The organism is Paenibacillus dendritiformis (genome assembly GCF_015845845.1).
Lineage (GTDB): Bacteria > Bacillota > Bacilli > Paenibacillales > Paenibacillaceae > Paenibacillus_B > Paenibacillus_B dendritiformis_C.
Window position 1 is genome coordinate 1 of the sequence record NZ_LDIG01000088.1, and the last position, 22425, is coordinate 22425.

15 protein-coding genes are annotated in these 22425 nt (G+C 53.2%); 5 read left to right on the forward strand and 10 right to left on the reverse strand.

Annotated features, from left to right (window positions below):
- From ABD76_RS06445 to ABD76_RS06455, 3 genes are all read left to right on the forward strand, one after another.
- On the forward strand, positions 1 to 733 hold a 733-nt coding region (locus tag ABD76_RS06445), incomplete at its 5' end, for an ROK family protein (protein WP_197255286.1).
- A 46-nt stretch (positions 734 to 779) separates the two neighbouring features.
- Positions 780 to 3290 (forward strand): glycoside hydrolase family 38 N-terminal domain-containing protein, encoded by a 2511-nt coding sequence (locus tag ABD76_RS06450; RefSeq protein WP_242069414.1) that lies wholly within the window; start codon positions 780 to 782, stop codon positions 3288 to 3290.
- Positions 3291 to 3479: 189 nt separating this feature from the next.
- The gene (locus ABD76_RS06455; RefSeq protein WP_197255289.1) at positions 3480 to 4571 is read left to right on the forward strand and encodes a M24 family metallopeptidase; all 1092 of its coding nucleotides are present in this window, start codon (positions 3480 to 3482) and stop codon (positions 4569 to 4571) included.
- Between the two features lie 266 nt (positions 4572 to 4837).
- Here the strand turns inward: ABD76_RS06455 and ABD76_RS06460 are convergent, their stop codons facing one another.
- The 6 genes from ABD76_RS06460 to ABD76_RS06485 all read right to left on the reverse strand — a co-directional run bounded on the left by ABD76_RS06460 (position 4838) and on the right by ABD76_RS06485 (position 14324).
- Positions 4838 to 7555 (reverse strand): alpha-mannosidase, encoded by a 2718-nt coding sequence (locus ABD76_RS06460; protein WP_197255291.1) that lies wholly within the window; start codon positions 7553 to 7555, stop codon positions 4838 to 4840.
- Between the two features lie 25 nt (positions 7556 to 7580).
- Positions 7581 to 8864, reverse strand: coding sequence for a glycoside hydrolase family 125 protein (locus ABD76_RS06465; protein WP_197255293.1), 1284 nt, complete (start codon positions 8862 to 8864; stop codon positions 7581 to 7583).
- Between the two features lie 274 nt (positions 8865 to 9138).
- Entirely contained in the window at positions 9139 to 10620 is a 1482-nt protein-coding gene (locus ABD76_RS06470; protein ID WP_197255295.1) for an ABC transporter substrate-binding protein, read from the reverse strand.
- A gap of 104 nt (positions 10621 to 10724) precedes the next feature.
- Positions 10725 to 11639 carry a carbohydrate ABC transporter permease gene (locus ABD76_RS06475; RefSeq protein ID WP_006679056.1) on the reverse strand — a complete coding sequence of 305 codons (915 nt, stop codon included), beginning with the start codon at positions 11637 to 11639 and terminating at the stop codon, positions 10725 to 10727.
- Positions 11640 to 11652: 13 nt separating this feature from the next.
- A complete protein-coding gene (locus ABD76_RS06480; protein WP_197255297.1) occupies positions 11653 to 12591 on the reverse strand; it encodes an ABC transporter permease in 939 nt (312 codons plus the stop codon).
- A 161-nt stretch (positions 12592 to 12752) separates the two neighbouring features.
- Positions 12753 to 14324, reverse strand: a complete 1572-nt coding sequence (locus ABD76_RS06485; RefSeq protein WP_197255299.1) for a response regulator transcription factor — start codon at positions 14322 to 14324, stop codon at positions 12753 to 12755.
- Positions 14325 to 14804: 480 nt separating this feature from the next.
- Here ABD76_RS06485 and ABD76_RS06490 point away from each other — a divergent pair, with 480 nt between their 5' ends.
- Positions 14805 to 16190, forward strand: coding sequence for a YjiH family protein (locus tag ABD76_RS06490; RefSeq protein ID WP_197255300.1), 1386 nt, complete (start codon positions 14805 to 14807; stop codon positions 16188 to 16190).
- Between the two features lie 92 nt (positions 16191 to 16282).
- Here the strand turns inward: ABD76_RS06490 and ABD76_RS06495 are convergent, their stop codons facing one another.
- On the reverse strand, positions 16283 to 18187 hold the full coding sequence (locus ABD76_RS06495; RefSeq protein WP_197255302.1) for a sensor histidine kinase: 1905 nt from the start codon (positions 18185 to 18187) through the stop codon (positions 16283 to 16285).
- Positions 18188 to 18560: 373 nt separating this feature from the next.
- Between ABD76_RS06495 and ABD76_RS06500 the strand changes: the two genes are divergently transcribed.
- Positions 18561 to 19883 carry a helix-turn-helix domain-containing protein gene (locus ABD76_RS06500; protein WP_197255304.1) on the forward strand — a complete coding sequence of 441 codons (1323 nt, stop codon included), beginning with the start codon at positions 18561 to 18563 and terminating at the stop codon, positions 19881 to 19883.
- A gap of 263 nt (positions 19884 to 20146) precedes the next feature.
- On the opposite strand, the gene ABD76_RS06505 is transcribed toward ABD76_RS06500, so the two are convergent.
- The 3 genes from ABD76_RS06505 to ABD76_RS06515 all read right to left on the reverse strand — a co-directional run bounded on the left by ABD76_RS06505 (position 20147) and on the right by ABD76_RS06515 (position 22395).
- A complete protein-coding gene (locus ABD76_RS06505; RefSeq protein ID WP_197255306.1) occupies positions 20147 to 20533 on the reverse strand; it encodes a type III toxin-antitoxin system ToxN/AbiQ family toxin in 387 nt (128 codons plus the stop codon).
- 150 nt (positions 20534 to 20683) lie between these two features.
- Positions 20684 to 21520 carry a carbohydrate ABC transporter permease gene (locus tag ABD76_RS06510; RefSeq protein WP_197255308.1) on the reverse strand — a complete coding sequence of 279 codons (837 nt, stop codon included), beginning with the start codon at positions 21518 to 21520 and terminating at the stop codon, positions 20684 to 20686.
- Complete coding sequence (locus ABD76_RS06515) at positions 21520 to 22395, reverse strand: carbohydrate ABC transporter permease (protein ID WP_197255310.1); 876 nt, start codon at positions 22393 to 22395, stop codon at positions 21520 to 21522. The genes ABD76_RS06510 and ABD76_RS06515 overlap by 1 nt, the downstream gene beginning before the upstream one ends.
- Between the last annotated feature and the right edge of the window lie 30 nt (positions 22396 to 22425).

A 22425-nucleotide genomic window follows, 5' to 3' on the forward strand; every position in this document is an offset into this window, starting at 1 on the left:
AGCGCCGCTGCGCATCGGATTCGCCTTCCCCGGCCCGTTCGACTATGCCGCCGGCGTGGCGCGCCTGCAGGGCCTCGGCAAGTACGAGCGCCTCTACGGCGTGAACGTGCGCGAGGCGCTGCGGACCGAGTTCGCCCGTCAAGCCATGCGCGGGGCGCCGCACGCGGCTCAGCTCGCCCGGGCCGACATCCGCTTCGCGAACGATGCGCTGCTGTTCGCGCTCGGGCTCAGCCGCCGCTATCCGGGCGAACGCCTGCTGTGCCTGACGCTCGGCACCGGCCTCGGCTCCGCCTTCATCGAGGACGGGCAGCCGGTCGCGGGCCGAGACGGCGTGCCGCCGGGCGGCCAGCTTTATGCGGAGCCCTACCGCGGACAGCCCGCGGACGGCCATTTCGGCCGCCGCGGCATTTTGCGGCTCGCCGGCGAGCTTGGCTCGGGCGCTGCGGGCAGCGCAGGCGGCGACGTGCATGATCTCGCCGCGGCCGCGTATGGCGGCGATCCCCGGGCGGCCGCGGTCTTCCATGAATATGGCAGACGGCTCAGCGAGTTCCTCGCGCCGTATGTCGCGGCCTTCCGCCCCCGCCGCCTGATCCTCGGCGGGCAGATTGCGAAGAGCGCCAGCTTGTTCCTCGCCCCGCTGGATGCGCTGCTGCGAAGCGGCGGCGGCTTCGCGGAGACAAGCGATCGCGTCATGGAGCACACGTATGAGGGCATTGACGCTTTATTCGGATAATCAATGACTTCGGTCAACGGAGAACGTTTTAGACCACCGAGAAAGGATGATAAACTTGAGCCGACAGATTCAACAGGCCGACATGCCGAAGCCGAAGCGGGCATGGACCATCTGCGCCATTCATCATTCGCACACCGATATCGGATATACGGAACGGCAAGAGAAAATTGAGCAGTATCACGTCGATTTTATCCGCCAGGCGCTTCGCATCCTTGCCCAGGCCAAGGATGGCAGCCGCCCGGAATACGACGGCTTCCGCTGGACCTGCGAGACGTTCTGGGCGGTTGAGCGGTTCCTGGAGCGCGCCGCGCCGGAAGAGCGGGAGCAGTTCGCCGAAGCGGTCCGCGGCGGCCATATCGAGCTCTCCGGCACCTACCTGAATATGACGGAGCTGCCCGACTATTCGCTCCTGAGCCATATGCACGGCAAAGCGGCTTCCTATGCGGCTTCCATCGGCCATGCCGTCGACTCGGCGATGACCGCCGATATTAACGGCTATGGCTGGGGCTACGCGCGAAGCCTGCTTGAGAACGGCATCAAGCATCTATTCAGCTGCGTCCACACCCATCATGGCATGTTCCCGCTGGGACGCAAGCAGACGCCCTTCTGGTGGGAAGCGTCCACGGGAGAACGGCTGCTCGTGTGGAATGGGGAGCACTATATGTTCGGCAATGAACTTGGCCTGTGCCCAGGCGCGCTCGGCAAATATATCATCCGGGACGAATTCGATCACCGGCTCATTGACGAGCGGCATGACGACATCGCACGCATCCGTCTTCATCGCTATGTCTGCAAGCTGGAAGAGGAGGGCTATCCGTTCGACTTCGTTCCGGTCATGCTCTCCGGTCTTGGCACGGACAACGGTGCGCCGAACGGGCGCATCATGGAGTTCATCCGCCAATGGAATGAACAGTACGGAGAAACGATCCGGATCGAGATGACCAGCCTGCACGGCTTCTTCACCCGCCTCAAACGGGAGGATACGAGCCTTCTGCCTGTCCATCGCGGGGATTGGCCTGACTGGTGGTCGGACGGCGTCGCCTCGACCGCCATGCATACGCAAATTTTCCGGGATGCCCAACGCGTGCTCAGGCAGGCGGAGCGGCTGGATCCGGAACGGGCCGTGCTGACGGAAGCCGATCGGGACGAAGCCCTGCGGCCTCTGATCATGTATGCGGAGCATACGTGGGGATACCACTCCTCCATTTCCGAGCCCTGGCATCCGAACGTGCAGCGCCTGGAGGTGCGGAAGCTGGCCTATGCCGCGGAGGCCAGCCGCCGTGCTCATCAAGCTCTGGATAAAGTGCTCAGCGCCCAAGGCGGCGCGATGCTCTTCCCGGAACGGCCGCTTCGCTACCGGATCATCAACCCGGCATCCGTCGCCTCGATGCAGCTGGTGACCCTGCCGCTGGATGGATGGGAGCCCGCTCTGCTCGCCAATGGATTCGATGTCATTTGTGAAGCGACCGGACAGAGACTGGCTTGGCAACAGCCGGATCCGCAGGCCATTGTCGTCGAGGTCGCATTGGGAGCCGAAGAGGCTTGCGTGCTTCGCATTCAACCTTGTGCGGAAGAACAGGATACGGCTGGCGGGGCCATGACATCCAGCACGCGGCTAATCGGCAGCGATCGCGTGTATGATATGGAAGACATGTACCCCAACGCTCCCGGTCATGGGCCGATTTCGATTACAGAGCATGGAGTTGAATCTCCATTTTGCCGCATCGAATGGCAGGAAGATCGGGGCATTGTATCGTGGCGCAACCGGTTGACCGGACAAGAGCTGCTCCACCCGGATCATCCGCATGGGGCATTCACGCCCATTTATGAAGTGACTCCGGCAGAAGATCCGACGAGCCCCCACCAAGTATGGTCCGTGCGAAGCCAAATGGGCCGCAACCGCAAAGGGATGGGCGTCCGGCGCTCCGCGGGCCGGCTCGTCCGGGTCAAACCGTTGGAGAACGGCCCGCTTTACGCCACCCTGGAGCTGCAGTACAAGGTGGACGGCATGAGCTATTACAGTCTCCTTCTCAAGGTGTATGCCGCGTTGAACCGGGTCGATGTCGCTGTCCGTCTACACAAAGACAGCGTCTGGCAGCCGGAGAACGTCTATGTCGCCCTGCCATTCACGAATGGCCATCCGTCCGCAGATACCCTGTATGCCGACAAGGCGGGCGAGCTGATTCGACCGTGGACAGATCAGCTTCCGGGAACGTGCCTGGACTATACTTGCGTTCAGCACGGGCTGGCGTGGGTCAACGAGTCGACCGGCGCTCTCCTGCTGGGCATGCCGGATACGCCGCTGGTACAGTTAGGTCCGCTCGAGTATGGACGGCGCCTTGTTCATACCCAGCAGCCAGCGGACGCGAAGCCGCAGACGTACTCCTGGCTGATGACGAACTACTGGGAGACGAACTTCAAGGCAACGCTGGGCGGATTCTATGAGTTCCGCTACCTGTTGGCAGCCGGCGATTCGATCGGCGCAGCAGACATTGGACATGAGCTGCAGGCGCTCAATGACGGACTCATTGTCTCCCGCATGAAGCAATCGATATAGACACCTATGAACAGAACGCTCGGCAAGGGCAGTACGGATGCGCTCCGGCTGCCCTTGCCGCCTTCTTTTTCCCGCCATCTGCGTCCCCCGGACACGGACTGGACAAATGTGCTCGCGAAGGAAGCTCTAATTATGATATGTTCAAGGGAGAGTCATCGAATTGCTGCACTACGGAAAGGATGAAAACCGATGAACAAGTCCTGGATTACATTACGTACGGCAATGGAGCAGGAGGGCCATGACGCCGTCCTCATTACCGACCCGAAGCATGTCTATTACTTGACCGGTTTCGCCTGCGATCCGCATGAGCGCTTCCTCGGCCTCGTCATCGGGCGGGATGCCGAGCCGACGCTCATCGTGCCGGCCCTGGATGCGGACAAGGCGGCGTCCGCCTCTTCCGTCAAGAACATCGTAACTCATGAAGACACGGATAATCCTTACGATGTGTTGAAGCCCTGCCTGCCCGCCGGGCTGAACCAGTTGGCCTTCGAGAAGAATCATGTCTCGGTCGCCCGGTTCGAGGCGCTGGCCGCAGCGCTGGAGGCCAAGCGCTATGCCGATGCAGGGCCGATTCTGCAGGAGATGCGCGTCATCAAGTCTCCGGAAGAAGTGGAGCGGCTGCTGGAGGCGATCCGGGTCATCGAAGCGGTGCTGCAGGAAGTCACAAGCCGTGTGCGTCCCGGGATGACCGAGCTGGACGTGGTGGCGGAGCTGGAATATGTCATGAAGAAAAAGGGCGCGGAGCGGCCTTCGTTCGATACGATGGTGCTGGCCGGCGAAAGAGCCGCGCTGCCGCATGGCGTTCCAGGCAATCGCGTCATTCGCGAAGGCGAGCTGCTTCTGTTCGATCTGGGCGTCTACGTGAACGGATACGCTTCCGACATTACCCGCACCTTCGCCGTCGGCGAAGTGAACGAAGAGAGCCGCCGCATCTACGATACCGTATTGGCGGCGAATGAAGCGGCCGTTGCCGCCGTCAAGCCCGGGGTCACCTTCGGCTCGCTCGATCGCACGGCGCGGCAGGTCATTGAGGACCGAGGCTACGGCCCCTACTTTACCCATCGGCTCGGGCACGGGCTCGGCCTGGACGTGCACGAGTATCCATCGGTGCATGGCCGGAATGAGGATGTGCTGAAGCCGGGCATGGTCTTCACGATCGAGCCGGGCGTCTATGTGCCGAACGTGGCGGGCGTGCGCATCGAGGATGACGTCATCGTCACGGAGGATGGCGTGCGCGTGCTCACCTCCTATCCGAAGGAGTTGACCGTCATCGGAGGATAGCGGCTTCACTTGCCAATGCTGCAAAAATACAATATTTTCAAAGGTGCTGAATGAAGAAAAAGGAATTCCTGCAAAAGTGCGGCAATTTGCGCCGTTATCGCATCGATCCGAGGCAATGCGGGCAAAAAGATGTAAAATTGCAGGATTTTCGCCGCCTCCCGCCCACCAGGGCCAAAAATACTGCATTTACGCAGGATTCAGAAGTTCAGCTCCATAGCGAAAACAAGCCCTCCCCAAGCAATGCTTCGGGAGGGCTTGTTTCATTTTTATTTCTTCATGCCGAGCGTGAAGATTTCCGCTGCGCCGAGCTCAACGCTGACGCTGCGCTTGTCGCCGGATGCGAGGTCTTCGCCCTTCACTTCCATGATGCTGCTGCGGTAGAAGCCGCTGCCTGCCTGCGGAAGCGTCACGTTCAACGTGTTCGCTTCATGCGCGAAGTTGACCCAACGGCCAACCATGTCGCCAGTCTGCTCCGCCATTTTGATCGAGGAGAACGCGATGCCTTCGCCTTCCCATGCCAGGAACGCATGGTTGGCCGGCAGCTTGCCGTCATGCACCTCGGCCTGGCGGACAATCCACGGCACCTGGAACGCGTGCGCTTCCTTGTACGCGCCGGAGGTCACGACATCGCCCGCATGCGGAATAATCGCATATTCGGCCGTGTACGTGCCCAAGCATTGCGCTTCCGGCGTCGGGAAGACGCCCCAGTCGCCGAGCTCGCCGGAGGAGCGGAGCAAGGTGACCGCCATCGTGTTGCGGCCGTCGCGCAGCACTTCATATTCGAACAGCCCTTTGTTGGCGATGGTCAAGCCGAGTTGGCCGTCGCTTACGCTGACGAACGTATGCTGATGCTGATCGTTGCTCGGATTCTCCCATTCCGGAGCCGGCTGCGTATTGCGGCGGGCCACCTCGAAGATGGATTCCGCCTGATGCGTCTCGGCCTGAAGAGCGGTCGGGAACAGCGCGCGCAAACGGTGATCCTTCGATTCGTTATGAATGGTCACCTGAACTTCGACGCGCTTCGCGCCGCGATCAAGCGTGTAACGGGTCACCAGCCGGAACGGCGCCATGACTGTGGAGCGTTGAGCGGTACGTCTTGGGAAATCGACCAACTCATTCATCTCCTCCTGCAGCTTCTCGTCGGCGGAAGCCGGAATCTCCCAATGGTGGACGGCTTCGATGACGGCGCGGTATGGCGCGTCTTCGACGACGCGGATATCGGCCGCCAGGCCTGCCGTCGTCAGCGGCACCTCGCCGTCCGGCTTGCGGAACATGTACTCGTTGCCGATGTCTCCGCTGTCTTCGTACACATTCAGCCCGCTGAACGTATGGCCCGTCGCCTTGTCGGTCAGCGTCAAGGAACCGTCCGCTTCGACGATCGCCTTCAGATGTTCGTTCTCCAGCGTATTGTGCCCGTTCAACAGGCTGGCCGCTTGCGGCGATTCTCCGCCCGCCACCCAGGCGAAGGTCTGATACGCGAAGGCCGGCATGCCGCTAGCCTGCAGGCGAACCTTCACGCAGCGCGCCACGTAAGGCTGGCGGAACTTATCCTTCGGCAGATCGTAGCCGAACTGGACGCCGGCGTCTTCCCATTCGCAGACGACCGCATTGCCGTTCGCATCGATGACGGTGCCCGGCACGATCGGCTCCTGCTTCAGCTCGCGCGCCAGCTTCGTCGGATGCCCTTCGCGGAAGTAGCGGCGCTTCAGCTCTAGCGTCACTTCGACGACGCCGCTGCGCTCGTAGCCCGCCGTGTTGAAGACGACGAACGGCACGGCTTCCTTGGCGCCGTATGCCGAAGTATCGATCTGGTTCACAAGGCTGTCTACCGTCTCGTTAATGATCATCTCGGTCATATGCTTCGACTTCTCGAAGCGCGTCACCATCTCGCGGTGCACTTCATCGACGCTGCATCCGCAGATGCTGTCATGCGGATGGTTCTGCATCAATGTCTTCCACGCATAGACGAACAGATGATGCGGATACGGTTTGCCCGCCTGGTCGGCGAATGCCGCCAGCGGCTCCGCCACCTTCTCCAGGAGCGTCTGGTTCTCGGCGTTCATCTGCTTGAGATAGACGCGGGAAGACGCGGTATTGACCAGCGTATACCAGCCGTCGGTGCGCTGGCTGCGCAGCTCGCCTTTTACCGTCTGCAGATTCTCGGGCAATTCCTGTCTCAGCACATCCACATAGTAGTTGAAATTGGAGTGAACGAAGTCCACATCCGGGAACAGCTTCTTCGCCACTTCGATCGCCTTGGAAAGATCGGTCTGAATCGGCTGGTGGTCGCAGCCATTCATGAATAACAGATGCGGCGTGGAAGCGAATTTCTCCGCATTGGCGATATTTTTCTCCCAATAGGCGATCGCTTGCTTCTCGTCAACCGGCACTTCCATGCCGTTGCAGTACCAGTTCGCGAACAGAATGCCGATGACGCGCGATCCGTCCGGCGATTCCCAGATCATTTCCGAGAATGGAGACTCGTATGCGGCATCTTCGGATACCTGGTTGTTGAAGCCGGTCGGCTTCACGCCGCGTCCGAACACGGCGACATCGATATTGGCCTGCTTGAGCATCTGCGGCGCCTGGCCCATATTGCCGAACGAATCGGGGAAATACCCGATTTTGGAGATGGTGCCGCCGTAGTGGTTGGCGTCGCGATGTCCGATTTGCAGGTTGCGCACGTTCGCCTCGCTGCTCGTCAGGAACTCATCCTGCAGAATGTACCATGGACCGATATGAATGCGGCCTTCGCGGATATATTTCTCCAGCTTGTCCTTCATTTCCGGGCGGACCTGGAGGTAATCTTCCAGCATGATGGTCTGGCCGTCGAGATGGAAGCTCTTGAAGCCCGGGTCGTGGTCGAGCGTATCCAGCAGCGTGTCCATCAATTCGATCAGCAGCGCATGGTGATACTCGTAAGGCATATACCACTCGCGATCCCAGTGCGTATGAGAGATGATGTGGGCCGTTTTTTTCGTCATGTTCTGTCCCTCTCTTCTTGTCGGATTAGGCTTTCAACCAATATTCGCGGTAGATTAGCTCAGAGAACAAGCTGTTCGACCACGCGAACCATTCACGAGTGAATTGGGCCGGATCGTCGACATGAAATCCTTCATGCATATAACCGGTATCGGCATCCGTCGCCGTCAACAGCCGAATCAGGCCGTCGATCTCTTCCTGCGTTCCGGCGGTCAGCCCCTGCATCGACAAGGCGATATGCCAAATATATCGGTCAGGGGTATGCGGGCTGCCGATGCCCTGAGCGGCCTTGCCGGAATAGTAGTAAGGATTGTCCTCGCTCAGGATGAAGCGGCGCGTATTCTGATAGATCGGATCGTCCTCCGTCGTATAGCCGAGGTAAGGAATGGCCAGCAAGCTCGGCACGTTGGCGTCATCCATCAGATTGTAGTTGCCGAAGCCATCGGTTTCATAAGCATAGATTTTTCCGTATTTCGGGTGATGAAAGATGCCATAATTGCGAATGCCGTCTTCAATCTCTTCACACAGCGCCCGTGCCTTGGCAGCGAATGGCGCATCCTCGTAGACCGCCGTCGCGATCTCCTCCAAATAACGAAGCACGACAACCGCGAACATATTCGAAGGAATCAGGTAACCGAAGGTGCACGCATCGTCGCTTGGGCGGAAGCCCGACCACGTCATCCCCGTGTAGTTGACCGGCATGCCTCGTCCGTTGTTCTTGAGCGTGTCCGTCTTGCGGCAGTCCATCCGCGAGAAACGGTAAGGGGATTGCTCGAAGTGGCGCTGCTCCGTCGTCCACAGGTTCATGATAATATGCGCAACCGTCTTGTATTCGCCATCGAAGAGCGACGTATCGCCCGTCTCTTTCCAGTACAAATAGCTCAACTGGATGGGATAGCACAGCGAATCGATCTCGTATTTCCGTTCCCACACCCAGCCGTTCAATTCCGTCTGATCCCGGTGATGAATCTGATCGAGCGGAATCTCTTCTTCATTGAATGCATTGGCGTACGGGTCGATCTGAATATATTTCAACTGCTTGCGCACCAGCCCGGCAATGATGCGGCGAATATCCGCATCCTCTTTGGCCAGCGGCATATACTGGCGCACCTGGGCGCTGGAGTCGCGCAACCACATGGCCGGAATGTCTCCGGTGAAGACATACGACGTGCCGTCTTCATGCAATTTGGTTGTCGTCTGCAGCGTGTTCGGGAAACAATTCAAGAACAGCTGCTGCAATTTCGGGTTGTCCGCCAATCGGGTCTTGGCTTCTTCCATCACGCGAAGCACGGCTTGCGGTAGGCGTTCCATATCAGCTCTCTCCTTCTCCATCCATCGATCAAAGTCGTTGTTGTAGCCGTCTTATCCGGCCATTATCTTATTTATTACATTAGATATGTCCATCATATTGTATATAAGGCTTGTGCAAAATTCAACCAATCATCCCTACCTATTTCGCAGTCGTCAAGCGCGAATAGCAGACAGTCAGGTGAAGCCTACGCTCCACCTGACTGCACAGTTGCGGCGATTCATTGCTGGCCGGCAGCAGACTGCCTTCAACCAGCGAATGGAACGATGCCGTTACTTATTTTCTGGATGCTTTCCACTCATCCAATTGTTTTTGCATTTCGGCTTGAACTTTGTCCAATCCAGCCGCCTTGAACTTCTCGATTGCTTTCGGCACGTATACCTTCGGATCTACCGAGCCGGTGAACAGGGACGCATAGAACTCGTCTTTGACGTTCGTCAGCGCGGTCATTTCCGTTTTTACGCTGTCCGCATTGAAGTGGAAGCCAAGCAATGGAGCGTTTTTCGCGCTGTCGTTGAACTTCGCGAATTGATCCCACTTGTCTGCCGGGTCAGCAGGCAGTCTGTCCAGAATGAAGAAGTTGCCCAGCGTAAAGGTTGGCATATCATACGATTCTGTTTTTGCCGGCAAGTACTCTACCGTTTCGTCATCGATGCGCTTGTAGTGCACGCCTTCGATACCGTTGTTCACCAGGTTGCGCAGGTAGCGGTCAGAGTTCAACAGGTTCAGGAATTGCATCGCTTTTTCAGGATGCGGGCTGTTCGCGGAAATCGCGTGCATAGAACCCATTACAGACCAGTTATACACATATGGTTCGGTGTAAGGAACCGATACGACCGGATAGCCCAAAGATTGGGACCACAGGTTATCGGCGAACGGCTGCGTATCCGGCATGTCTACGAGCCATTTTCCGGTTTTCATTTCGTCCCCGCCGGAAGCGGTTGCGGCATCCTTCTTCAGGTAGCCTTTTTTGTAGTACTCATGCATCGTCTCGAAGCCTTTCATCATGTCAGGCTGTTCGAGAATGTTGACGATTTTGAGATCGTTCGTATCGGTCAACGCGACGCCCAACGGCAAATTCTCGTTCACCAGGTCATAAGGAACGGCGAATTTGAATTGCTTATCTGCGGACAACGGATACAGCCCTGGCTCGCCCTCTTTGACCTTTGCAAGCAGCGGCTCCAGATCTTCCAGCGTCTTCACGCTGTTTATGTCCAGATTGTATTTGTCAACAAGCCCTTTGTTGAAGCGGAATACTTTCTGTGCCGGCAATTCCTTGTTGACCGGAATGGCATATGTTTTGCCGTCGATTTTGGCGCCTTCGAGGAACGAAGGGTGAACCAGCTTTTTAATGTCTTGGCCATATTGATCCATCAAGTCATCGAGCGGGTAGAATGCGCCCTTTTTCGCATTGGCAACGTATTCAAAAGCCCACGAAGAAGTGAATGCGATATCAAAAGGCTCTCCGGAAGCGGCGATAACACCCATCTTTTGGTTGTAATCGCCCCAATCAAACAGTTTCATTTTTACGGTTACGCCGATTTTTTCTTTGGTGTACTCGCTAACCTTTTCCATGACCTTGTCCAAATCTTTTTGCGGCGCACCGATGGAATACCAGATCAGCTCAACCGGCTGCTCGCTCGTGCCTGCTTCTGCTCCGCCCGCTTCTTCCTTCTTGCTGCCGCAGCCAGCCAATGCCAGCGAAGCGACCAGGACAAGACAGAAGGTCATGAGCAACAATTTTTTTGCCTTAGCCATGTTTTTCCTCCCCTTTTTGTGACCAAGTTGTGGTGTATATTATTTCCGGAGCGGCCGCCTGCTTATGTATGCCGCCGCCCGGGAATAATCGAAGGTTGTCTTGCTTATTCTTTGACAGCTCCAATGGTCAAGCCTTGAACGAAATAGCGCTGGAAGAACGGGTACGCACATGCGATCGGCAGCGTAGCCAGGACGACGAGCGCCATCCGTGTCGATTCTTGCGGAAGTGTCCGCATCAATTCAAGCGTCTGCCCCGATGCGTTGAGCTGCGCATTGTTGAGCAAGAATTGCATGCTGTTCTCGATCCGCATCAGCATCGATTGCAGCGGAACGAGCGCAGGGTTGTCGATGTACAGCAAGGCGTTGAACCAGTCGTTCCAGAAACCAAGCGTGGCGAACAATCCAATCGTGGCAATCCCCGGCAAGGAGATGGGCAGCACAATCGTAATGAATGCCCGCAATTCCCCGGCTCCGTCAATCTTGGCCGATTCGATGATCGCATCCGGCACTGTTGTATTATAGAACGTTCTCATGATAAGGACGTAGAACGCATTCATGATCAGCGGCAAAATCAGCGCCCAGATCGTGTCCTTCAAATGAAGCACCTGCGTTAGAACCATATAGGTCGGAACTAACCCGCCATTGAACAGCATCGTAAAGAAGGCGATAAAAGAGAAGAATCCTCGATATTGGAAGTTCTTACGCGAAATCGCGTAAGCGTATAGACAAATTACCGCCAAGCTGATAAGCGTCCCCACAACCGTAATCAGGATGGTGACTCCATAGGAGCGAAGAAGCTGATCTCCGGCCTTGAAAATGTATTCATAAGCGGAAAAGCTCCATTTCTCCGGGAATATGGAATACCCGTTCCGTGCGAGCGCCTCCTCATTCGTCAATGAAATGACAATGACGAACAAGAACGGGTAGACGCACAGGAAAGCAAACACACCGGCAATGAGGTTGAATATCAGGTTCGTGCCTCTCGATAAATTGTGGAAATCTCGTGTTTTTTTTCTCAATGTCGTCCCCCCCTTAGAACAGCGCGTTGTCCTTGTCCACTTTACGCACAATCCAGTTCGATGTCATAACGAGAATGAATCCGACCAGCGACTGATACAAGCCTGCGGCCGTACTCATCGAGATTTCCCCTGTTGCCTTCAGCCCCCGGTACACGTACGTATCGATGACGTTCGTTACACTGTATAACGGACCGGAGTCGCGTGGAATCTGATAGAACAATCCGAAATCCGCATAAAAGATTCTGCCGATGGCCAGCAAGGTCAGAATGGTCATCAAAGGCGTAATCGCAGGTATCGTAATATGGCGAATCTGCTGCCACTTGTTGGCGCCGTCAATCATCGCTGCCTCATAATAAGTCTTGTCAATCCCGACAATGGCGGCCAGATAGACGACGCTGGAGTACCCGATTCCTTTCCACAGATTGAGAAACACGAGAATATAAGGCCAATACGTTGTATCGGAATACCAGGAGACCGGATCCTTTCCTAGCCAAGTGAGGAATTGGTTGAGCACCCCTTTGTCGACGCTCAGGAAGCTGAACGTGAAATAACCGACGATGACCCACGACAAGAAGTGAGGAAGGAACATCCCGGTCTGGTATATCTTCGCCAGTCGCTTGTTCACAATCTCGCTCAAGATGATGGCCATCGCCACGGCCCCGACCAGGCCAAGCACGATAAACACCATGTTGTACAAAATTGTGTTTCGCGTAATGACATAAGCGTCATTGGTACTGAAAAGATATTCGAAATTTTTAAAGCCTACCCATTCACTCTGCTGCAAGCTGGCAAGGAAGCCGTCTCTGCTAAAACGATAATCCTTGAAAGCGATAACAGTCCCGAACATCGGCAGGTAGGAGAAGAACAAAAACCACAAGGCTCCCGGAAGAACCATGATGAGAAAAATCCAGTTGCGGTTTAAGCTCCGAAAAACGTTCTTGATGGATTGCATCAGATTCATCCCCCGTTGCTATGTTGTACCTATAGCGTACCCCAATTGATGCGCTTCCAATAGTCAACAAACTTTAGATTTGGTGTACAAAATAAAGGAAGGGCTTTCACAGCGGCCACATTTTGATGTGTCGCCGTGGAACCCCTTCCCAGTAATGTATTTCATACGATTTCATTTCGGTTTGCATGGAATTCTCTGTATTCTTTCGGGGATACGCCGACGTACTTGCGGAACTGTTTATAGAAATAACTTTTATCCCAATAACCGACATTGGAGGCAATATCGGTCATTCGAAGATTCGTATTGACAAGCATTTCCTTCGCCATCTTGATGCGGGTCTTGTTCAAATAATCGGAGAAGGTCGACTGGACCTCCTTCTGGAACAATTGCCCTAAATAGACCGGATTGATATTATACACCTGGCTTAAGGTCTTCAATGACAGCTCTTCCGCATACCGGGCATGAATATCATGCAGTACTTGCTTGATGACCGGACTCATATGCTCCGGCTCCGCCAACTGCTCCATAATTCGGTAGGCGACCTGGAGCACATGATCCTTCAGCACCTCCAGGGTCTGAATATGGTACACATCATCGAACCAGTCCCGCTCCTCTTCCATTAAATAGTGAGCGGTATCCTTCACGGCCTGCTTCCAGGCGATAAGCAATTCGACGGCGAAGTTGCGAATATCCCGCGGCGTAACCCCTGACGTCGATGACAGCCGTTCGAAATCGGCTTCAAGCTGCTGCCGAAGCTGCTCCTTGTCCCGGTCGTACAGCAGCTTCACGTAAGGCTCTGTCTCCGGCTGGACATCCGCCGGACGGGACGAGCGATAGTCGGCGATCTCATCGGCGTCGACCCATTCGTCATCCGCACGGACAAGATGGTAAGGCTGGACCCGCTTCGCATGCAAGTAGCTTGCCGAAGCATTGGCGTATCCTTCCTGGATACTTCCCAGCGTAATCTGCAGGGAGGTGCCCAGCGTATCCTCTACCTCCCGCTTCCATTGGCGCAGCCGCTCCGTCAGCTCTTCCTTCTCCACGCTCCGGTACAGGCCGAAAATGATCGCGGTCTCTCCGTCCCATTCCGGGACGCAAAATCCGCCGTTCGTCTGCTGCAACAGACGTCTGGCGTGGTTAACGACCTCTTCCTGCTTGTCATAATCCGCCTCCTGATCCATTCGCGGCTCGTGCCGGACGAGGACAACCATATAATAGGGGTGAACAAAACGGATATCCAACAAGTCCGCCCGCTGCTGCAGCTCTTCCAGATGAATCAAATCACGCAGCCAGCGGTACAGCACATTATCCCGCAAAATATCACGATTATGCTGCTCCGCCATCCGATGAACCCGGGACTGGTCAATCTTCTGCACGGTCGTTTCCAGCGTGGAGCGGAACTCCTCAATATTGATCGGCTTCAGCAAATAGTTCTCCACGCCCAGCTTAATGCCTTCCTTCACATACATGAACTCGTTATAGCCGCTCAATATAATGAACCGGGTCTGAGGATGATCCTCCTTCACTTTCTCGATCAACTGAAGGCCGGTCATGCGCGGCATCATAATATCGGTAATAATCAAATCCACCGGCTGGCGCTGCAGCTTCTCCCATGCATCCTCCCCATTCTCCGCCGTTCCCGCCACGCTTAACCCGTAATCGTTCCACTCCAGAATCGTCTGCAAGCCTTCTATAATAAATGGTTCGTCATCTACTAAAAATACGCTGTACATCGTATCCCCCCTTAACCGCTTCCCGGCGTCAATTCAAAGGCACACGAATGGTGACCGTCGTGCCGGCCCCGAGAACGCCTTCCAGCGTAATCCCGCAGTTGTCTCCATACCATATCCGCAGGCGGTCATGAATATTGTCAACCCCAATGAACCATGTTCCTGAATGCCCGATTAGACCGGGAGCTGCCCCGGCATGAAATCGGTTTACGCATCCATTATCATATCATAACTCGGCAGCCCGTTTGATACCGTCGATGAATTCGCATATCAACCTTGCCGGCAGCCAACAACTTCCAAATACAACCTTGTGATGAATGATTTAGAGGATATAATAAAAATATAAAAAGTTTGAAATAACTGTACCGCATTGCTGCAATACCACTTTTTGTTATCCAGTCTGCTCTTGGATTTCCACTCTATTTGTAATAAAGTAAAAAATGTTGCATAATTATACCGAAATCTAAGGAGAATTATTCATATATGGTAGCCAAGAACGACAATGCGCAGCCAAAACTTGCGCACACACAGCAATTGAATCTAAGAGGCCTGCTGCATTTCGTCATTCCCTCTTTACTTGGGTTGCTTCTCTTCGTCATTCCCGTTCCGTGGAACGGAGAAGTGACCGTGCCCATTGCATTCCTGACCAACGCCATCACCCAAGGGCTTGCGCCTTGGCTTCCGTCGGCGGTCACCATCATCATCGTGCTCGCCTGGCTGGGAACCGCTTATACCCGCTGGTTCAAACCGGTCAGGCTGCTGCATATGCCGCTATGGAATGCACTGTTCCATATTTCCCCTTTCTGGTTCGCCGCACGGACGTTAGGGGTCATATTCGCGATACTTACCTTTTTCCGGGTCGGGCCGGAATGGATATGGTCGGAGAATACGGGAGGCATGCTGCTCTCCGGTCTTATCCCCGGCTTGTTCGTTGTTTTCTTGCTGGCCGGGCTTCTGCTCCCGCTGTTGGTCGATTTTGGCCTGCTAGAGTTTTTCGGCACACTGATGACCCGAATTATGCGCCCCATCTTTACTTTGCCGGGACGAGCCTCGATTAATTGCATGGCATCCTGGCTTGGAGACGGCACCATTGGCGTCATGATGACGAGCAAGCAATATGAATCCGGATACTACACGAAGCGCGAAGCCGCCGTCATCGGCACGACATTTACGGCTGTGTCCATTACGTTCAGTTTCATCGTGTTGAGCAATGTCGGGCTAGGGCATATGTTTCTTCCTTTTTATGCGACGGTAACCTTTGCCGGGATGGCAGCCGCCGTTATCATGCCGCGCATTCCGCCGCTGTCGCGCAAGCCGGACACCTATTCGCCCGATGCCGCGCCTGCGGAAGAAGAGGTCATCCCGGCCGCATGGAGCCCCTGGCGTTGGGGACTGCGCCAGGCCGTCGGCAAGGCGCGCCAGCATGGGGGAGCAGGCTCCTTCCTTCGGGACGGCTGCAAAAACATTATCGACCTGTGGTTCGGCGTTATCCCGGTAGTTATGGCCATCGGCACACTGGCTGTGGCCATCGCCAAATTCACGCCCATCTTCAAATGGCTCGGCTTGCCCTTCATTCCGCTGCTGCAAATGCTCGGTATTCCGGAAGCGGAAGCGGCTTCCCAGACCATTCTTGTCGGATTCGCGGACATGTTCCTGCCTACGGTGCTGGCCTCCGACATTACGAGCGGCATGACCCGCTTCGTCATTGCCGCATTGTCCGTTACCCAACTCATCTATATGTCCGAGGTCGGCGGATTGCTGCTCGGCTCCAAGCTGCCCGTAAGCTTCAAGGATCTGGTTGTCATTTTCCTGCTCCGCACCTTGCTTACATTGCCGATTATCGCGTTCATCGCGCATCTTCTATTTTAATGGCACTCACATTCGATAGGACCCAATCCTGCGAGATTTCTTCCAAGCTTCTCGAGGATTAGGGTCTTTTCTTGGTGTCGGATATCCCTTCGTCAAATCAATGGCACGCGAATGGTGACCGTCGTGCCGGAGCCGAGAACGCTTTCCAGCGCAATCCCGTAGTGGTCTCCATACAATATTCGCAGGCGGTCATGGACATTTTTCAGCCCCAATGAACCATGCTCCTGAATGCTCGACTGTCTCAGTTCGTTTTGAATCTGCTTCAGCCGCTCGGGCTCAATCCCTTTCCCGTTGTCGGCAACCCGGATCACCAAATCCCCTTCATCAGACTCGACTTCGATGGCGATATGGTTGTCGGTCCGGTCCAACCCGAGCCCGTGCACCAGATAGTTCTCAATAATCGGCTGCACGGAGAGCTTCATAATATTATACCCGCCCAGACGCTCGTCCATAAAGATAGAGTACTGCAGCTTGTCCCGGTAACGGATTCGGGTCAGCTCCAGGTAACGGCGGCAATTTTCTATCTCTTCATTGAGTGTAATCGTGGTCTTGTCCTTCACCATATGCCGGAACATGGACGCCAGATTATAGATCATATCGCCGACATCGTTCGCGCCCTGGGAGATCGCCCGCATCCGGATAACCTCCAGGGTGTTATACAGAAAATGAGGTTTGATTTGCGACTGAAGCGCTACCAGCTCCGCATTTTTCTGCTTCAGCTCTGATTTATAGACTTTATTGATATACTGCTGCAAATCCTCGCACATTTGGTTGAAGCTGAGCGCGATAAGCCCGAGCTCGTCTTCCCGATCCACCGGAAGCTTCGTGTTGAGATAACCCTCTCTTACCTTCTTCATCCCTTGGATGACCGTCTGCGTGCGGCGCGACAGATGGAGAACGGAGAAATAGGTAGCCGCCAGGACCGTTATGATGCATAACAAAGTAATAATGCCTATCGTATTTCGAATTCCCGACAACCGGTCGGTAATCGCTTTCTCAGGGATCGTGTTGACGACAACAAGGCCCAATTTATTCGTCTCCGACACCATGACATAGGACTTCTGTCCGTTCAGCTCCACTTGCTCCGACTTGTTGCGCGGCATAGACATCAATTCTTTGTAAATTGGCAAGGGTACCGGTAGCGGCGAACTTTCCGTATGGTATACCGTTTCGCCGTTGGAATCAAGCACGAGCCATTGTTCCCCCGGCATTTGCTCGCCAATCTGCCGCGATATGCCGTCGGCGTTGAAGTCGATGGTTATATCTCCGGCCGTCGCCAGCGTCTCCGGGTTGCTGATCCGATTCGTTACGCTCAGCAGAGAGAGCGGCTTGGCCGTCTGATCCGGTTCAAACGGCGGCATATTCCCGATTTCCTCGATTGGCTTCGTTGCGATGTCATGCCCCGTCTCCACCCCCGGATTGGAGTTCACCGACTCCAGCGAGTAGCGCTTGGTCGGAATGGCATAACGATTATTCTGCCATAGCTGCTGCGCCTGGCTGTTCTCGCTCCAGTCGTAATATCCGCGATAGAAGCCGCCTTTATAATAGATGTAGGCAAATTTCTTTTTCAGACTAATCAAATTGATATTTTGGAGATCCTGATCCTTTACGAACTGCGTAGAGAAGAAATCGTGCATATTCCGGATATAGAAGCCGTTGCTTGAACTGAAGCTGTCCAGCCGGTAGCGGATGAAATTCTCCAGCCCTTCATTAAGCAAATAGACCGTTTCCTTCACAAGAATGGTATCCTGATACACCTGCTGAATGATAGCCTGGGCCGTATCATACTTCTGATCGAGAAAGCGGTTGATCGCATCCACATTCCGCTGCTGATCGAACAGCGCATTGTTGACGTTGTTATAGACGAAGAAATGATACGCCGACACGGACAGCGTAACCAGAGAAGCGACGGCAATAATCGAGTAAACGACAATCAGCTTAATGAACAGCTTTTTCTTGAAGTGCTTCATATATATCTGTTTGATTGCCTTGAGCATCCTGATGCCTCTCCTTTATTCGACTGCGTGATCCGCAGCCCATCCACCATGTAATCGGTTTACGCATCTTCTATCATACCATAATCGCTATATCCGGTTGATGAGTCCATTAATTAGCATATAAGAGAGTTCCCTAGTTGAGGACTGGCTGCTTTAGGCGTGTAAAGTGAGAGGGTATGCCGCCGATTGTTCAACAGTTTTCGCTAAAATATTACATAGACTGCATTAAAATTAAATCAAATATCAATTCAATATTCTGTACATCCTAGCTTATACTAAAAGAAACCATCTCAAAAATATCCATTAATTGAAAATTAAACATTATCTCACCTATACATATGATGAACTATAAGAACGGGGGGGGATCTATAATATGGTATTCGATTATCATTTGGCACCTAAGATACTCCGACAATATTTACAGGAGGAACTTGTCAAGAAAAGATGGAAGCAAAAAGAGTTAGCAGAAGCTGCAGGAATCGATTGCGCTACGATAAGTAACATTTTCAACCACAAGCAATCCCTTATGCTTCCCCAGCTTCACGCAATCAATCAAGCTTTTGGATTGCCGAACGATGCCTTTTATGAACTGTTTATCGGGGAATGCTGCGGTGATAACGGACGGTTCAAGCCGGAGAAGACGAGCGATTTCCTCCTTCATTGCATCCTGGTCGAAAAATACGAAATTGTTAAACAGATTGTTCAGCTTCTTCATGAAGAATCAAGCCGCTCCAAAATGATCGACACTACCTTCAAGATTGCGGAGTATATTTTTCAATCGGACAAACGCAACTACTCCCTCCCCTTCTACGATATCATCACCCAGAACGGATACAGTCGAAGCGAGAAATTGGCGATCTCTTATTACAGAAGATTTCTTATCCTCAGAGACCTGGATACTTGCGAGGCCGGTAACGAAGCCTTATGTCAGTTGATTGAATATTTGCCATTACTGCCAGATGACATCAGACTTGATGCCTACTACCGTATCCTAACTTTTTATAATGTAGTAGAGAACTGGCCGAAGTTGCTCTTGTATGCCCAAGAACTAAGAAGCATTGCACTTGCCGAGGGAAATAATAACTATGTGGCTGAAAGCTGGTTGTATGAGTCAATGGCCTTGAAAGGTATGAAAAACTTCGAAGGCGCATTAAAGGCAACGAAGGCGTATAGAAGTTATGGAGATCATTATGCATGGCTGTCCAAATGTAACGAGCTCTATATTTCTATTGAAATGAAGCGGATCGAACCAATCGAAGAACTTATGGGCATGCTGAAGGGCCCTCAAGCGCTTCTTGTGCTCCCGGTTGCCTTGGACAGTTACCTTAGCAACAATGCGCTCATCGAAGCGAGAGGGTACCTGGAAAAATATAAAAGCTATGTGGACGACCTGTTATCCCGAAAAGATCCGTTTCATTTGAAGCATAAGCTGCGGCTGACGCAAGCTTTGAGTCAGTACTATTTCAGATGCGGACAATATGATACCGGGTTCGAATATAACGCTGCTTCTTTGAAAATGGCGCTGAATCTTAAAAATATGCATCGCGTAGGAATGGCCGTTGTTTCATTTCAAGAACATGAAAAGCAGGCTTCAGCAGAACATAAAGAACGTTTCATAAATATCCTATTGAGTATGAATCACGATCTCCATGGCTCTTTTCTTGTTCAGTATTACAGGAGTGTCGTCGCTGGGTGATATTGGAGGTGGTTGGTTCGTCCACGATATTGGAGGTGGTTGGTTCGTCCACGATATTGGAGGTGGTTGGTAAGCTGAGAGCTGCTGCAGTTGCTTAGAATTTCAGTTAAACATACTATTTGAACATAAAGGAGTATGAGCCGCGAAACGATTTCGACGGCTCATTTTTATTTATTTTTGGTTACTATTATTTTCACTGCTGGCAGGTGCTGCTTCTTCGGCAGTGACAGGTGATATGGCGCCGAATTGCAAGGCCATTTGTTCTAATAAGAGAAAATCGCACAGCGGGCATTTAACTTTGGTTGTTTCCGGCTCTTCACAATTTGATACAATCGTTTTGCTTTTTTCTTGATTGCTTCTTCATTTTTCCGAACATACAACATTTGTTTCATCAATAATTGCCGATACCGATGGTCGGGTTCACTCCCAATATGAATCGGAATGATGACAGGCGGAAGGACGGGAATCATATTATTCAAATTAATAAGCCCCAATCTTCCACGCTCTATTTTAATGACATCAGGTGCGGTGTCAGCTATAAATTCGTGTTTTGGTTTTGGAGAAGACAAGGGAGCATAATAAGAAAATTCATTTACCTCAAGCAGGATTCCAACAAACTTCCGATTCTCCCTAAAAAATAAGGGTAGCATAAATGCTACCCGTTCTAACTTTTTCGTCCCTCACTTGTACAGCAGAGGATCTCCGGCTTTTTCAGGAGCAATCATGCTCCTCCCTCACGTTAAGGGATACATTGGAAGTTGTCAAGATGCTGAATTGCATCTGTATTAAAGCCTGTCCTTCTATTTCACCGCACCCGCGGCAATCCCCTTAATAATATACTTCTGCGCAAAGATGTAGAAGAGGACAATCGGGATGATCGTGAGCGTCAGCCCGGCCATCGCCTGGTTCCATACGATCGTGAACTCGCCGAAGAAGTAGAAGGTCGACAGCGGAATCGTTCTCAGCCCTTTGTCCGCCAAGGTCAGGGATGGAAGCAAATAATCGTTCCACAGGGCAATCACGTTTAGAATGGCTACCGTGATCGTAATATTTTTGAGCATCGGGAAGACGATTCTCCAGAACACCCCGAACTTGCTGCAGCCATCGATGGTTGCCGCCTCCTCCAGGTCGATCGGAATCGACTTGATGAAGCCATGATAGAGAAAGACCGCCATGCCCGAGGCGAAGCCTACGTTCATGTAGATCAAGCCTTCATGGGTATTCAGCATCGGAATATGAAGATGGGTGCGAATCCAGTCCATCACCTGCATCAACGGCATCATCAGCGTCTGGAACGGAATGAGCATGGTGGCGACCAACGTCATGAAAATGATTTTGCTCAGCTTATTGTCGGTGCGCACCAGCATCCAGGCTGTCATCGACGCCAGCACAATGACAAGAATGACGGAGACGACCGTGACATACAGCGAGTTGCCGAAGGCGGTGAAGAAATTCATCTTCTCCATGGCTTCTTTATAGTATTGGAAGCTGAATGAAGTCGGAAAAGCGAGCGCGTTCTCATACAGCTCCGCACGGTTTTTGAATGAATTGACCAGCATCAAATAGATCGGCGACAAAAAGAGGAGAGCCAGCAGAAGAAGCAATAGTTCAAGCAGCCATTTGCTCGTTTTCTTCATTAGTACTGCACCTCTCTTTTCTTCGTCAGGAACACCTGAGTCAGGGTAAATACCGCCACGACAAGGAAAAAGAGCACGGCCTTCGCTTGTCCGAGACCGTAATTGCCGTAAGCAAAGATCTCATTGAAAATATTCATCGCGAACATCTCGGTCGCATTGTTCGGACCGCCGCGCGTCAAGCTCAAGTTCACGTCATAAATCTTGAACGCGCCGGACAACGTCAGGAAGAGACAGATGGTGAATGCCGGCATGAGCAGCGGAAGCGTGATTTTGGTGAGACGATGCCACCAATTCGCTCCATCCACCTTCGAGGCTTCAATCAACTCATCCGGTACGCCTTGAAGACCGGCCACATATATAATCATCGTATATCCGGCAAATTGCCACGTGAACACGACAACCAGGGCGAACAAGGCGAATTGAGAGTCGAGAAGCCAGTTAAAGAATACGTTGGCAAGCCCCGTGCTCTCGCCGATATAGCCCATCGCATCCGTAAATATGAACTGCCAAATATAACCTAGAATGAGTCCGCCGATCAGATTCGGCATAAAGAACATCGTACGAGCGAGATTGCGCACTCGCAGCTTCGTGGTGACAAAGAGAGAGAAAGCAAGACCGAACACGTTGACGAGGAGTACGGCTAGAATCGTGAATTTCAGCGTGTGCCACGCCGATGCCAGGAATCGTTCATCCTGGAACAGGTGAATATAGTTGTCGAGCCCGACGAATACTTTGGGATTGGCCGGAATGCCATCCCATTGCACGAACGAATAAGCAATACCGAACAGAAACGGTATGACGACGACGGTGGTAAAGATAAAAAGCAGGGGAAGCGTAAATAAGGCAAACCATAGCCGGTCTTTCCGCTTCTTCATGGTTTATCCCTTCTTTCCGGTAAAGTTCGA